The organism is Bradyrhizobium sp., assembly GCF_049581145.1.
In the GTDB taxonomy this organism is placed as follows: domain Bacteria; phylum Pseudomonadota; class Alphaproteobacteria; order Rhizobiales; family Xanthobacteraceae; genus Bradyrhizobium.
Window position 1 is genome coordinate 1 of sequence record NZ_JBAURI010000431.1, and the last position, 14,272, is coordinate 14,272.

14 protein-coding genes and 1 pseudogene are annotated in these 14,272 nt (G+C 58.8%); 7 read left to right on the forward strand and 8 right to left on the reverse strand.

Going from position 1 to position 14,272, the window contains the following annotated elements:
* On the reverse strand, positions 1-672 hold a 672-nt coding region (locus tag WCB02_RS14025), incomplete at its 3' end, for a hypothetical protein (RefSeq protein WP_423958831.1).
* Here WCB02_RS14025 and WCB02_RS14030 point away from each other — a divergent pair.
* Together WCB02_RS14030 and WCB02_RS14035 are read left to right on the forward strand one after the other, a co-directional pair.
* Positions 643-1,464 carry a GMC oxidoreductase gene (locus WCB02_RS14030; RefSeq protein WP_423958827.1) on the forward strand — a complete coding sequence of 274 codons (822 nt, stop codon included), beginning with the start codon at positions 643-645 and terminating at the stop codon, positions 1,462-1,464. The two genes, WCB02_RS14025 and WCB02_RS14030, sit on opposite strands and share 30 nt — an antisense overlap.
* A 2-nt stretch (positions 1,465-1,466) precedes the next feature.
* Positions 1,467-1,907 (forward strand): hypothetical protein, encoded by a 441-nt coding sequence (locus WCB02_RS14035; RefSeq protein ID WP_423958819.1) that lies wholly within the window; start codon positions 1,467-1,469, stop codon positions 1,905-1,907.
* 125 nt (positions 1,908-2,032) lie between these two features.
* On the opposite strand, the gene WCB02_RS14040 is transcribed toward WCB02_RS14035, so the two are convergent.
* Positions 2,033-3,820 (reverse strand): lipopolysaccharide biosynthesis protein, encoded by a 1,788-nt coding sequence (locus WCB02_RS14040; RefSeq protein ID WP_423958820.1) that lies wholly within the window; start codon positions 3,818-3,820, stop codon positions 2,033-2,035.
* 27 nt (positions 3,821-3,847) lie between these two features.
* Here WCB02_RS14040 and WCB02_RS14045 point away from each other — a divergent pair, with 27 nt between their 5' ends.
* Positions 3,848-4,990, forward strand: coding sequence for a glycosyltransferase family 4 protein (locus WCB02_RS14045; protein ID WP_423958821.1), 1,143 nt, complete (start codon positions 3,848-3,850; stop codon positions 4,988-4,990).
* Between the two features lie 163 nt (positions 4,991-5,153).
* On the opposite strand, the gene WCB02_RS14050 is transcribed toward WCB02_RS14045, so the two are convergent.
* Both WCB02_RS14050 and WCB02_RS14055 read right to left on the reverse strand, forming a co-directional pair.
* A complete protein-coding gene (locus WCB02_RS14050) occupies positions 5,154-6,203 on the reverse strand; it encodes an acyltransferase family protein (protein ID WP_423958822.1) in 1,050 nt (349 codons plus the stop codon).
* A 270-nt stretch (positions 6,204-6,473) separates the two neighbouring features.
* The gene (locus tag WCB02_RS14055) at positions 6,474-7,070 is read right to left on the reverse strand and encodes a PIG-L deacetylase family protein (protein ID WP_423958828.1); all 597 of its coding nucleotides are present in this window, start codon (positions 7,068-7,070) and stop codon (positions 6,474-6,476) included.
* Here WCB02_RS14055 and WCB02_RS14060 point away from each other — a divergent pair.
* The 3 genes from WCB02_RS14060 to WCB02_RS14070 all read left to right on the forward strand — a co-directional run bounded on the left by WCB02_RS14060 (position 6,951) and on the right by WCB02_RS14070 (position 9,508).
* Positions 6,951-7,241: a hypothetical protein gene (locus WCB02_RS14060; protein WP_423958832.1), complete on the forward strand. Its 291-nt coding sequence runs from the start codon at positions 6,951-6,953 to the stop codon at positions 7,239-7,241. The genes WCB02_RS14055 and WCB02_RS14060 overlap by 120 nt on opposite strands.
* A 233-nt stretch (positions 7,242-7,474) precedes the next feature.
* Complete coding sequence (locus WCB02_RS14065; RefSeq protein ID WP_423958823.1) at positions 7,475-8,536, forward strand: glycosyltransferase family 2 protein; 1,062 nt, start codon at positions 7,475-7,477, stop codon at positions 8,534-8,536.
* Between the two features lie 27 nt (positions 8,537-8,563).
* Positions 8,564-9,508, forward strand: a complete 945-nt coding sequence (locus WCB02_RS14070; protein WP_423958824.1) for a glycosyltransferase family 8 protein — start codon at positions 8,564-8,566, stop codon at positions 9,506-9,508.
* A 60-nt stretch (positions 9,509-9,568) separates the two neighbouring features.
* Here WCB02_RS14070 and WCB02_RS14075 read toward each other — a convergent pair whose 3' ends face one another.
* From WCB02_RS14075 to rfbC, 4 genes and pseudogenes are all read right to left on the reverse strand, one after another.
* On the reverse strand, positions 9,569-10,690 hold the full coding sequence (locus WCB02_RS14075) for a hypothetical protein (protein ID WP_423958825.1): 1,122 nt from the start codon (positions 10,688-10,690) through the stop codon (positions 9,569-9,571).
* A gap of 260 nt (positions 10,691-10,950) precedes the next feature.
* A complete protein-coding gene (locus WCB02_RS14080; protein ID WP_423958829.1) occupies positions 10,951-11,913 on the reverse strand; it encodes an SAF domain-containing protein in 963 nt (320 codons plus the stop codon).
* A gap of 39 nt (positions 11,914-11,952) precedes the next feature.
* Positions 11,953-12,303 (reverse strand): annotated as a pseudogene (locus WCB02_RS14085) (Gfo/Idh/MocA family oxidoreductase); the annotation flags it as partial.
* Between the two features lie 72 nt (positions 12,304-12,375).
* Positions 12,376-12,942, reverse strand: coding sequence for a dTDP-4-dehydrorhamnose 3,5-epimerase (rfbC, locus tag WCB02_RS14090; protein ID WP_423958826.1), 567 nt, complete (start codon positions 12,940-12,942; stop codon positions 12,376-12,378).
* Positions 12,943-13,228: 286 nt separating this feature from the next.
* Here rfbC and WCB02_RS14095 point away from each other — a divergent pair, with 286 nt between their 5' ends.
* Positions 13,229-14,008, forward strand: coding sequence for a sugar phosphate nucleotidyltransferase (locus WCB02_RS14095; protein WP_423958830.1), 780 nt, complete (start codon positions 13,229-13,231; stop codon positions 14,006-14,008).
* Positions 14,009-14,272: the final 264 nt, after the last annotated feature.

Sequence of the window (14,272 nt, forward strand, 5' to 3'; positions counted from 1 at the left end):
GTTTAGCGAGGGCCAATTATGCCGTTCATTCTTCCCGATCGAATGGACGCGCATTACGAGGTTGTGGTCATCGGGTCGGGTTTCGGCTCGCTGTTCTTCCTGCAGGAGTTGCTCAAGAAAGCGCGATCCGGCCGCATTCTGGTCGTCGAATGGGGCGCTTACAAGTCCCACGATTGGCAGGTCAAGAACAGGGCCAACTCGATTTACGATACGGAAGAGCTTTACACGCATGGTGCGGGAGAAAAGCCCTGGCACTATTCGATCGCGTTCGGCGGCGGCACCAATTGCTGGTGGGCCCAATGCCCGCGCCTTCATCCCAGTGATTTCCGTCTGAAGTCGAAATACGGCGTCGGGCTTGACTGGCCGCTGTCCTACGATGAACTCGCCCCCCACTACCACGAGGCGGAGCAGACGATGCTGATTGCCGGGCCCGACGATCTGGCCATGCATTATCCAGGCTCCGGCGGATACGCCCAGCCGCCTCATCGCATGAACGATATCGATCGGATCATGAAATCGGCGCAGCCCGACAAGCACTTCGTCATGCCGAACGGGCGCCTCAGCCGGCCCATAGGATCGAGGAGCTCCTGTTGCGGCACGGCTGATTGCCGTTGGTGCCCCGTTAACGCGAAGTTCACGGCGTTGAATTCGATGCAGCACGTCATCGAGCACGACGATCTCGACATCTGCGTCGATTCGAAGGTCGTTTTCGTCGACGTCCAGAACAGTTCCGCGCGGGCGGTCCATTTCGTCAACGCCGGCCGGGAATATTCGGTCAAAGCCGATCTTGTCGTGCTCGGTGCCAATGGCATTCAGAGTCCTGCTTTGCTTCTGCAATCCGGCTTCGATCATCCGCTGATCGGCAAATATCTCCATGAGAAGATCGAATGCACCGTCGAAGCCTATCTGGACGGTGTCGACAATTTTGGCGGAAGCACCATTACGACTTGCATGAACGTCTCGCTATTGGACGGCGAACACCGACGCGAGTATGGCGGAGCGCTGCTCTTCTTCGAGAATAACTGGATATACGGCCTGCGCCCGGAATACGGGCGTTGGCGACAAATTCTTCCCATAACGATCAATGTCGAGCCGCTTCCCCAGGCTGAGAGCACGGTGACCTTATCAGCGAACGGACAGCCCCATGTCTCCTTCCCCCGGCAGTCGGAGTATGGTCTGCAGGGGGTCAAGGCCGCGCTTGACAGGTTACCGGAAGTCTTGCGGCCGTTGCCGGTCGAGCGCATCGAAGTTCGACAGATCGATCAGATCTCCGTCCACCTGCAGGGCACATTGCGCATGGGCTCCGATCCACTTGAGAGTGTGGTCGACGCCGGTCAAGTACATCACAAGGTGCGCAACCTCGTCGTCGTGGGTTCTTCGGTGTTTCCGACGGCTGGTTCGGGACCTCCCAGCCTGACCGTGGCAGCGTTGTCGCTTCGGGCGGCGCGAATGCTCCTGGACTAACAATGATTGCTGTTTCGCGACGAACCGTGCTGGGGTTCCTGTCTGCCGCGGGCGCGATGTCTCTGGGAGCGGGATTTCTTTGGGTGCGTCGACCCGAGACTCTCATCAAGGAGATCGTGGCCCGCCGGTTCCCAGGCGTAAAGATCAGCCCCGGCGGCATCGCTGCCCTGACCCGTGATCTGGAGCAGGCCAGATTCCAGGAATGGGGCCGCCGCATCGCGTTGGAAGCCGGAGTTTTGGCGGCGGGGATTGTCGGGATTGACGCGTTGGCGCGCTGGCGCATAAGCGCCGCGCAATTCTCTCAGCTCGAGCGCAAGGTCGTCACGTTTCTTGTTCTTGGTTCAGATCTGCTCGACGTGAAGGACCCGAAGACAGAGCTGGTCACATATACAGCGATGCCTGCGATGTGCCCCAACAGATTCGCGCAGTACGATAGTCCCTGAACTTCGCCTGCCGGCATAGCTTCTCGGCCGGACGTGACGGGCATGTTCATTCGTATGCCAGCGCGGGCCGCGTCTGATCCTGCCTCCTGGCATCGCGCATCTTGCCGGCGATGAAGCCAGGATTTCTACACGGCAGGATTGGAAAGCCGTCGGCGCGCGAGGCGGCCGAGAAAACCCAGAACATTCGATTCGAAACCCTCGGGACGGCCCGCGGCGCGCCAGAGCAGAATCATTGAACTCGCGTAGACAACGGCGCCAATCGCCGCGGTCACCACAAGGTTGAACACAAGTTGAACGTGGTCATGGTCATTCGCAAGCCGTCCGTCGAGCGCGACGACGGCAAGCACCATCGCGACAGCGCTCAGGATCGGTCGCCAGGGCGCGAGCAACTGGGTCCAGACGGGCTCCTTGATCAAGCCGCGTATCGCCAGCATCGAACATCCCGTCACGAATACGCCGGTCACCACCCGCACCACCAGAACGCCGGAAAGACCGTAGTATACGGCCGCAATCACCATCAGCGGAAGCTTGAAGATGAACTCGATCGAGGACAGTTTGAAGAATATGCTTGTTCGATTCAACGAGATCGCCAATGGGTTGAGCGGGGCAACAAGCAGATTGGGCATCGTCGACGCGACCAGCCAGCGCAGCAGGGACGCGCTTTCGGACCACTGATCGCCCAAGATGAGCCGAACCAGCGGCTCGGCGGTCAGCCACATTCCAACCAGGATGGGAAGACCGACAGATACGATGGTGACCGAACTCTTGCGATAGGCCGCGGCCAGTCGGCCGGCATCTTCCCGAACCATCGAAAAGCCGACCAGAAGCGGGCTCATGACCTGAACGACCAGGATCTGCCAGGGCATGCTGGACAGGTTCGACGCCATCGAGTATCGGCCGAGTTCAAGACGGCTGATGAGGCGACCGAGCAGCAATTGATCCATCTGCCAGTTCAGCGCCGACACCAGCTGCGACGCCGTGGTCCAACGCAGGAACCTCGAAAATTCCCGCCATTCCCGCAGCGTGATCGTCGGAAGATAGGGCGCATACCAATAGGAAATAACGGCCGACGCGAAGGGAGCTGCGATCGTGCCGAGCGCGAGCGACCAATAGCTGCCGGTCAACCATGCCGAGCCGACAGAAACGACGAGCGCGATCAGCTTTCCGGAGACCTCGACCGCGAAGCTCGGTCGATAGTTGAGATCGATCGCATAGTCGACCATGCGCGGGTTTTGCAGTCCGCGCGACGCCGGCGCAATGCCCAGCGCAACGATAAGCGCGAGCAAACGGTGGTCGCTGTATACCCAGGAGAGTGGCCACGCCGCGACGAGCAGTATCGCGGAGAGGGCAACTCCTCTTGCCAGTTGAATCGTGAACGCCGTGTCGAAATGCGCCCTTGTCCGCACCGGGAAGCTGACGAGAGCCAGGGAGACCGGCAGTTCCGTGACCGATTCGATGACCGTCATGACAGACATGGCGATCGCGACGATCCCAAAATCGGCCGGTGACAAAAGACGACCCAGAACCACCAGTGCCGCAAGATCGACGCACCGGGCAGCCACCCGCGTCGCGATAAGAATCGAGGCTCCTATCGTGGTCCGCGCCCGGATTCGTTCCGGAGCGCTCTTGCCGAAGTCGGGTTTCATTGTTCGCTGACGGTGCTCAAATACGCGTTTTTTGCCTGTAGCATTCGTATAAGCGAACATCCATTGCAATGGTAGAAGAAACCCGCTCCCGGCGGACGTCTGACGAGAACGGGCCGCGACATCGTTTTGGCGAGACGTCGTTTCGGCGAGACATCGAGCGACGGAACGATGCTGCTCGGGATCCGGCGTTAGGACGTTAACTACACGGCATGGTTTATGCGCCGTTCGCCACGATGCGCAAACGTTGATCATCTCAACAAATTCCATATAACATGTTCGTCGACGGAGGTTCAAATGGAGCGGACCAAGCTCGTTCGTCTATGTGTCGCGACGAAGATCTGGAGTTCCGGCACGGGCTGGTTTGCAACAGAGCTCGCGCAGGGACTTGCCAACAACGGGGCCTTGGTCAATTTTGTTGCGCCGGCGCTGTCGCCATCCTCGTGGGAGCCGTCGCACCGGAATATCACCCGACTGACGCCTCCGCGGGAGACAACGGATCATACCGCCAAGTTCGCTGCCCGCGTCAGCAAGCTCAATCGCATCGTCTGGACGCTCTATTATTTATTTATAGGCAGTGCGCTCAGTCGGATCGTGATCTTTTCGATGCCTGACCATGAGGTCGTCAGCATCCCAACCTTCTTCATGTTGCGGCTGCTTTCGAAGAAGGTTCTCCTGATCGTGCATGACCCGCTGCCCCACGATTTCAGGCATCGTGGGGGGCAACGGTTCCGAAAGATGCTTCTGAAGATCCAGTACCATCTCGCTTCGACTCTCGTCGTGCTGAGCGAGGCGGGCAAACAGGAAATCATCCGCACGTTCGGGATACCGGATGGGCGGATCCGGGTGATACCACATGGCGCGTTCGCGCTGGCCGGCGGGACGCCATTGCCGGGTTCGGGCGCGATTCTCGCGTTCGGAAGCGTGAGACGGAACAAGAACGTCTTGCAGGTCATTGAGGCCGTCAAGGCGCTTCGTTCAAGGGGACACAGTGTCCGTTTGGTCCTGGCGGGCGGCGCCGATCCCTCGGACGAGTATTGCCGGGCGTGTCTCGAAGCGGCCAGCGAAGATCCGGATGGCGTCGTCAACATGCTGCAATTTGTTGCCGATGCCGACCTTCCCGACCTGGTTGCAAAAGTCGACGCGTTCATCCTGGCCTATAGCGAGTTCAACTCGCAAAGCGGCGTAGCCGTGCTCGCGGGCCTGAGCGGAAGGCCGGTCATCACCAGCTTTGCCGGAGGGATTCGCGAGCTGCAGGCGGCGGGGCTCGTCGGCGTCTCAATCGAAGAGCCAATTTGCGTTGCGACCATCAGCAAGGCCATCGAGGAATTTTACGAGCTGCCGACCAGCGTCTGGCAGGCAAAAGCGGAGAGCGGCCGAGCTCGGCTCGCTGCGGAACTTGATTGGACCGCAATCGCGAAACGATACTTGGCGCTTTAGACATGTCTGGCGCGCCGATTCGCGGAAGAGTTGAAAGGGCCGCCTCGGAGTGGCGGCGGCTGAATCAGGGCCACGTCAATTGTTGTGGCAAGACGAAACCGGGTTGTCTGAGTTGAGCGTGCGTTCGCCATGGCGCTTCAACAGGGATGGTCTGTGGCGGTCTTCAGGCAGCCGGTGCAAGCGCGCTGGCCTCTGAGGCTGCCGCGGCGGGGTAGTTTCTCTTCAGCCGCAAAAACGGCCTTTCGATCAAGAAATAGGAACCGACCGCGGCCAGATAAGATGCCGGAATAGCGGCGGCGAAAATGAGGGCGCCGCCGGGACTGTGTTTGTTGACATGAGATCCAGCCAAAAAAATCGCCGGAAAGTGCCACAGGTACCAGCCGTAAGAAATCTTTCCCGTAAAGACCAGCGCCGGCTTCCTCAGGAACTCGCGCATCCGCTGGTCCTCAAATGATGAGACCATCACAATCGCGGAGGCGATCGCGACGACAGTTAATCCGATAGTCAAGGTAACCTTCGCGTCGTAGGGCAGCAGAAACAGAGCGAAGCACATTGCAAGAATGGCCGGGAGGCTCGCCGCCTTGGCCGCTCCTCGGAGCCAATCGCTGTTCGCACAGAATGCAACCAGGCATCCCGTAAGGAGACCATCCGAGTGGGTATCGAAACCATTGTAGAGCCGATTCCCACCCGAGCCAAAGGCGACCAGGCCACATCGCCAAAAAAGTATTGATGTTATTGCAATCGATAGCCAGATCGCCGGGCGGCGTCGGTTGATGAAAAGCAGCGCAGCGGGCCATAGCAAGTAAAACTGTTCTTCCATCGACAGCGACCATGTGTGCCCCAAAATGTCCTGCGGGAACAGATCGAAGGCCTGGTTCCAGTTCATGAAGTAGAGCGCGCTTACAAGCGTGGCTTGTAGTATCTCGGTGCGATGAGGGGAATTGAAGACCGCGCGGAAGATTTCAAAGACATAGAGGCTTGCGGCGGCTGGGCCCAGTCGCAAAAGTCGCCGCATATAAAAATTCTTGAACGAGAGCCCCTCGGTTTCATCGATCTCCCGTTTCAAGATTGTCGTGATCAAATAGCCGCTCAAAACAAAGAAGATATCAACCCCCATCCAGCCGCCGACGAACAGATTGGGGTAGGCGTGGTAGAACACGACAGCGGTGATTGCGATGGCGCGCAGACCGTCGAGCGATGGCTGATATTTCATGGTTGAGCTCTGGTTTCGTTACAACAACTCGAAGTCGTTCGCATCATGCATCATGCTCTTCGGGCCAGGCACGGGGGCGCGCTCCATGGCAAGCACGCGACGCGGCCACGACCTCTGGCGCCGGTCCGGCGCTCCGGCATTATCGAACGGGGCGGCCTGAAGCAGCACGATGTACGAGAGCAGGACAGCTGCAACAGCAGGTATCAACGCCATGCTGTCAGACCGCGGTTCGCTGACTCGACAATGGAACCGGCACGCTTGGCCCTCGCTCTAGGCGACCACGAATTTGCGGGCGAAAAACGACTCCGCATAGCGGGTGTTGCTTTCAAGTCCCCTGATTCGCATCAGCCCGCGGAAGGTCTCTTCGTCAAACCAGTGTTTGCCTCTCTGGCTTGCGAACACATCGCGCAACGTGGCGATCTTGGTGGCGACATCATCGGGATCGAGCGGAACGTAAAGATTCGGTTGCACCTGGTCGCCATCCCATTTCGGGATCTCGTACTCCCAGATCTGATGCGCGCGAAAGGTGTTCCACGTCACCTCGTTGACCGTCCGGTGATCCTGGTGCGCATCGGTCCTGGCGTGGGTCAGGATCAGGTCGGGGTCAATCGGCTTGAGGTCATTCTCGAAGAACTGTTTGATCTTCTGCCTCTGCTCCGGAAAGTGCGCATCGGCGAAATCCTGCAGCATGATCGACCGCGTTACGGAGGGACCGAGGATACGCTCCGCGCCCCATCGTGCCTCGTCGTGGCGCACTTCGTTGCCGGAGAGGACGCACCACGTGACTTCAACGCTCGGGTTCTCTCGGATGATGCGGAGAACGGTTGCACCGCCTCCGATTTCGATGTCGTCCGAGTGGGCCCCCAGGCAGAGAAGCCGTTTGACCTGCCTGAAGCTGCTGAAGGCTATCATCGAATTTCCCGCCGCGTTGCTGAGCTCAACCGCGATCCGTCAATTGTAGCCGCGAGTCTAGGGTTCGAACCTGCAAAAGGCCAGATCAAATTTGAGGACGATAGCAGCTGGGGCGGCGTTGTGTGAGCCGGAAGAGTTAACGATCAACCCTAATGCCCGGATCGGTTTCTGCGTTGGGTGAGCGAGCATCGGAGGGGCGTCCTGGCACGATCAGGCATGGGGGTGAGGTGACGGCCGGCGCTTCCGCGGGTCGTATCAGGTCCGCCATTGACAACAATGGCAGTTGAGATAACGCAATACGATGTTCATTCATGGAATGCCTGATCTCCTATCGGATACCGTTGATCCGAGGTTGTGTCGTGACGTCTGAAGGCGCGAATTTACCTTTGGTTGCGATCGTGACGCCGGTCTATAACGGCGCGGCGTACTTGGAAGAGACCATGGGCTGCGTTCAGGCGCAGACCTACGGTAAGATGGTTCATGTATTGCTGGATAATGCCAGTACGGATGAGACACCGTCGATCATCGAAAAATTTCGCAATGGGCGGGTGCCGCTCGTCATCGGACGGAATTCGAAGACGCTTGATATCAGAGAAAACTGGGAAGTTGCCGTTCGGTCCAGCCCGCGCGAGGCAACGTACTTCCTGGTCCTGTGCGCCGACGACCTCATTAGCCCGGACGCGATTGAAAAAATGGTGTCGCTCGCCGAACGGGATCCTTCGATTGGGGTCGTCGGGTGCCTTTGGCGTAGCGGTCCGGATCCTCGCGAAAGGGCGGAAGACAGCCGCAGCGGCCTGCCTTCGAATCTTTCCGTGTTTGACGGTCGATGGTTCGTCAAGTCCTATCTGATGCAATTGCATTTCGCGACGTCTCCGCAATATCAGCTCATCCGTCGCGACATCCTCGATCGGATCAATCCGTTTTATTCGCACGACAAGATGCTGATGGACGTGGATGCGTGCCTCAAGGCCGTCATCGGCCGAAAGTATGGGCTGGTCCATGAGCGGCTCGGTTTTACGCGCGTGCATGGAGGGCGGATCACCGATCGGCTGACGCGGCCGAACAGGATGCATGAGGCCGATTGGGTGGCGTTGATTGATCGATACGGCCCGAGCGTCATGAGCCGTTTGGAATTTGACAAATGTAAAGCGGCCTACCTGCGCTACTATTATCGTCGGATGCTGCTTTGGCGGTTCTACGATGGAAACAGGCCGCTCTACGACATGCATTTCGCGTTATTGAAGCAGCGCGGCTGCGAGCCGGGAGTGTTCGGCTATCTGTCGGCGCTCGCCGAATGGGCCTGGCTCGCTCTGCGCAACCGCCGGCAGGAGGTGAGTGTCGCGAAATCGTTGTGGCCGGATACGTGGGCCGAGCTTCGCGCTTCGTCGCAGCATCAGGACAACGTCGAAACAGCGCAATAGAGGATTGACGTGGCTATCAATGCGGTCGTGACCATCGGCGACGAAGGCTACATTCTTCCAGGTGCTGCTTCCGCGATCTCGGCACGGAGAAATCTGTCTCGGACTGATGTCGATGTGATCCAATATGTCGTGGTCAAGGACCAGGCGGACCTTGTGTCGGCGGTTGCCGGCCGCCTTGCTCCGATCGGCATCAGCGTACGACCGGTTAAGATCGATGAGCTTGCGCTGCTTTCCTCCCATCACACCGACAAGGCGGTTCCCGTCTCCGCACTGACACGGCTCTGGCTTGAGAACTTCCTCGATAACGACGTGGAGAAGTTTCTCTATATCGACGGTGATGTTCTGGTAAGAGGGGCGCTCGACTCGCTGTTCGATCTGGTTATTCCACGGGGCGGCCTGTTGGCGGCGGATGATTGCCTCTGCCTGTATGAGCACGAAATACGGCAGCCTCGTCGTTATTGGCAGCCGTACCTGCAGAGCATCGGCGTTGCCTGGCGCGACTATTTCAACACCGGCGTCTTGCTCGTGGACCGTGCGGGATGGAAGGAAGTGTCAACCGAGGCGATCGATTTTTTGATCAACAAATCCGCACTCTGTCGCTCGTCGGATCAGACGGCGCTCAATGCCATCATCGGCAAGCGGCGAGGGCGCCTTCCGCTGCGCTGGAATTATCAGACCGAGCACATGATGGTGCTGGATCCTCGCAAAGTCGGCGTTGAGCCGGCGATCTGGCATTTCGCTGGCGGACCGAAACCGTGGGATCTCCCGGAATGGCCCTGGGATGAGAGCTTCAACCAAGCGATTCGGGAAGCCGAGAAGATCCTCGATGGGCTTGATTATCCAAGGCCGCCCGTCAATCGGATGATGTTCGACGAGGGGGTCAGGCACAGGCGGCGACAGCGAAATCTGCAGAGGTGGCGTTTCCTGTTCCGGCGTTATCGTCGCGCTCGACAGATCGAGCGCGCGCTTTGACGCACGCCGATCAGCTTTTTTCCTGCCCGCGTCTTGACCGGTGGATTGCGGCGGTTGCCTTCAACGCCGCTCCGGGCCGTCAGCGGCGTGGATCAAACGAGAAGCCTTGTCGGCTCGCTCACTCTGCCTGTTCGGCGGATCGACCGGCGCGACTGCTGGCGTGACCTTTTCCAGCCAGATTTCCCGCCACCACGAGTAGATCGCCCGCGGACAGAATAGCCGGTTCTCGCTGTAGCGGGACGCGCAATACACGCCATCAAGAATGACGGCGGGGGTTTTCATGTGTCGCATGTATCCGGTCTTTTCGTCGATGAAGTTGTGAACGCGCGCTCGCACGCGGAAGACCTTGCCGCAGTAGGGAACCATTTCGGCGTCGAAGGCCATGCCCCGATTCTGGCCCCAGGTATCGACGGTCTTGAGGATTTCGTCGTACGGCCTGACGCGCACTTGATCGCCTGGTTGCAGGCCGAGGTTGGCCGCCGGCGCATCCTTGCCCGAGGCAAGCAGTCCGGCTTTTCTCGGGAACGGAATGCCGCCGCTCAGAAAGTCCTGGAAACGGTCATAGAGCCAGCGCGCGGGTCGGCCGATTGTGCGCCTCTTGGCCATGGTGCCATACATGAAGCCAAAATAGGCGAAGCGACCGAGCATCCATGACAGCGTGTAGTTCCCGGACGTGTAGTCTTCGACATATTGTCTCGCGTCCCACCATTTCAGCGGTTGGGTGTAGTTGGGATGCTCGGTGGCCTGGCAGACGTATTTTGGCTTGCCGTCGGACAAGCCGGTTCGAGCCTGTGTCGCCTCGATGATGTCGGCCTCCGAGCAACCGGATGGCACGCCGGGCCGCGCAGCTTGCGCCGCTGGCGAGGCGGACGCTTCCTGATCGATCGGCTTCAGCCATGCCTGTTTCCAGAAGATCAGGCAGGCGGCCTGGCAACTTCCATGGCTGCTTCCGTCGCAGCGAAGATCGAGATGGACGCTGTTTGGCAGCAGGCGATTGACGTAATTGCCGGTCAGGGTATCGCAGCTCTTGTGCGCCCGCTTATAGACCTGAAAGCGCTGGCCGCACCATTTGAACATTTCGGGCATGAACGGCATGCCCTCAAGGCGGCCGTTCTCGTCAAGCGTTGCGAGAATCTCTGCCTTGGAGCGGATTTCGACCCAATCTCCCGCACAAAGCGTCATGACGATCTTCCCTGGTGGTCCAAACTTCCGAATATGAACGGCATTCAACCCCGGCTCAAATGATGGCGATGATCAAGTCGGGCATGTCGCTGTCAAAATGGCACATTGAGCGGTGTGCCAACGTCACCAATTTGAATCTGCGTTGTTGGGAGCAGACGATCAGCGGCCGGCCTTGACCAACCGTTTCCGAACATCCCTTTCCGGCGGACTCAGGATCACGTTGGGGAGGGGGCATCGGCAGCCGTTGGCCGGAACGCCTCTCAGTGCGCAAGCGCGAGGCTATCCGATGAATGAGGCTGCTCGAGCCACCGCTCGAGCCATGTATCGCCCGTGAAATGACGGTATTGCTCGGCGCGGAGACGATCGGACAAACGTCCCGCAGGCAGGTCGACATCGGCATAGGTGAGGACGGCATCCTTCTTGATGTCCCGCCGCAGCCTGCAGCCTTCCACGAGCCCCTCCGGCAGGTAGCGCGAGGTCCGCATCTCCTGGGCATTCACGGCTTCGCCGTAGGTCATATACATCCCGTAGTCGTCCAGTGTCTCGCCGGCCTTGAGGTCCCGCTTGGCGACTGCGCAAACTTCGACGACCGGTCCGGCAAGCGGCGGCGCCACGGAATCTCTGAACAGCGCCACCCGCGCGATCGAGAATGGAACTTCGAAATGGACAAGATGGTAGGGAATGAAGAAGGGATACAGCGGACCTTCTCCCATCTTGTACAGGTTCAGGTAAGTCTGCTGCTTGGGATCTTCGTGTTCCGCAAGCACATAGACCTTCGTCAGCGGTGTCCCCACGACGTAGTCGATCACCCCGCCCAGCTCGCGGACCTGATCGATGTCGTAGATCTTGCCGATCTGCATGATGTCGCCGCGGTATTCCTGTCCGCGCGACATGCCGCGCGACAGCACCTTGAAGCCCGTCGCGTTCGCGACGATGGATTGTTCAAAGCTGATTTTCGAGCCATCGGCAAAGCTCGTCACCATGGCTGGGTTTTGAGCCCACTTTTCGGCGAATCCCTTCTGGGTGGTCGGGTTGCGATAGGGATCCTGTAATCCCTTGATGTTGCCGATCACGCGCGGAATGAGGCCCATACCCTTGACCCAACGGACGAGGTTCATCTGGACGCCCGGCTCGTCGCCGTCGCATGCGGAGAGAATAACGCCGTGTTGCTTGGCGTAGACCTGCAGGATAGGGCCAATGGTTGCGTCTATTTCGGCGTTCATCAGCACCACGTCTTTGCGATGCTTGAACGCTTCGAGCGCGAGATGCGCGCCAAATTCCACAGATCCGGTGACGTCGACGATGACGTCGATGACTTCGGAACGCGCCAGCAACAGAGCATCGTCGGTGATCGCCGGAACATTCGCTCTGATCGACCGATCGAGCTCAGCCTGCGTCGAAACCTGGTCGACGTGGTCTTGCCCGGCATATTGATAGACGTCACGCGCCCGTTCCGGTCTTCGATTGGAGATTGCGACCACCTTCATGCCGCGGACGCTGCGACAAATCTGATTTGTCAGTCCCTGCGTCATGAAACCGGCTCCGACAATCCCAACCCGGATCGGATTTCCGGCGGCCTCTCGCGCCTCGAGTGCGTGATCAACGAGTATCATCTGTAGTCTCCAAGGGTCGGACGCACCGTCGTAGAGCGTAGCGCGATTTCAATCGCGTGGCGGCAGTGCCGGCTAGCCGATTGTCATTCTCTTCCTCAATTGCTGCTCGATGTCATCGAGCAGCTGAAACTTCTGGTCCTTGTCTGAAATCGTGCCGATCGGCAGCGGCCATTTGAGGCCTAGCCGTCGATCATTGTACATCAAGCCCGATTCAGCCTCAGGCGTATAAAATTCGCCGACCATGTAGGTGGTGTCCGTGTTGTCGGCGAGGACCTGATAGCCATGTGCGAACCGCTCGGGAACGTAGATCGCGCGCTGGTTGTCCTCGTTCAATTCGACCGCCACGTGATCGAGATAACTGGGACTCTCGGGCCGCAAATCGACGATGATGTCGACGATTGCGCCGCGCGTACAGCGGACGAGTTTCGTTTCGGCGGTAGGTGGATACTGGAAGTGCATGCCGCGCAGCGTACCCTTCGCGATATTATGGGCAATGTTCGCCTGCGCGATAACCGGCTTCAGCCCATGGACCTTGAACTCGTTCTGACAGAACGCTCGGGCAAAGAAGCCGCGCGAATCCTCTCGTCTTTCGAGGTCGATAGTGAAGGCGCCCTTCAATTTGGTCTCAGTAAAGATCACGGCATTTTCCATCAATGAGGTCGTGTTGAACGTTGCCGATCCGCCTACCGAGCGCTCCAAAGGGGCGGCCGCGGCAGCGCGGCCCGTGCCTGGAGTTGGTTCGTTGTTTCGGTAGACCTTGGTAGCTCAAGACAAGCCGGCTGCGGCCAGCGCGATGAATTTATCCTTAATCGCAGAGTTTACAATACTGCCGAATTTTGTGGTCCTGGTTCGTATTCGATCGCCTATTCTGATATTGATCGTCTGTTTGATCACGGTTTTGATCGTCCTCGGAGAGTTTTGTCGGATGAAGGTCGTTTTGTTTTGCGGTGGCTTCGGGACCCGGATCAGAGAATATTCCGAGAGCATTCCCAAGCCGATGATCCCGGTCGGCCAGCAGCCCATCCTGAGGCATATCATGCATTATTACAGCCAATACGGGCATCGGGATTTCGTCCTGTGCCTCGGCTATAAGGCCGATGTGATCAAGGACTATTTTCTCAAGCTGAATCGCTGGGCCAACAGCGACCTGGTCATTTCGAATTACGGTGAACAGGTTGACATCCTGGGTCAGCAACCGCCGGATTGGAAGATTGCGCTGGTCGATACCGGAATGTGGCGCAACATCGGTCAGAGGCTTCTGGCCGTGCGTCATCTTGTTGCGGACGAGGAGATATTCCTCGCCAACTACAGCGACGGCCTTTGCGACGTGCCGCTGGACGACATGATCGAGCGCTTCAGGAAAAGCGACAAGATCGGTTGCTTTCTCGCCGTCCATCCTCCATTCAACTTTCATCTCGTTGAATTTACTGACGCAGAGACGGTTCGACGGTTCCGATCGAGCCAGGAGGCCGAAATCTGGATCAATGGCGGCTATTTCATATTCCGCAACAGGATTTTCGATTACATCAGGGAAGGCGAGGAACTGGTCCTGGAGCCGTTCAGCCGCCTGATGGAGGACGGTGCCCTCATGGCGTACAAGTACGAGGGGTTCTGGCGCGCCATGGATACCTTGCGAGATCGGCAGGTTCTCGAGGAAATGGCTGAGCGCGGGGAGACGCCGTGGCGGCCGAATTGCGTTGACTGAGGTCATTCGGCCTGAGCCCGGCGCGGCTCGGCGTGAACGTCCCCGTTTGACGCGGACAGGAACTATCGGCTGATCCGACGGCGGTTGGGGCGAACGGGCTATTGCGGCAGCCATCATTGCTGCCGGCAAAGCGATCCAGGCAACGGGGAGCCGAATGGAAATCTTGAAGCGCCGCGTCGTCCGGGGCGGGGTCGCAAAATTGATCGGGCAGGGCGCGACATTCGTGCTGCGCCTGCTCTACATGATGGTGGTGGCGCGGTTGCT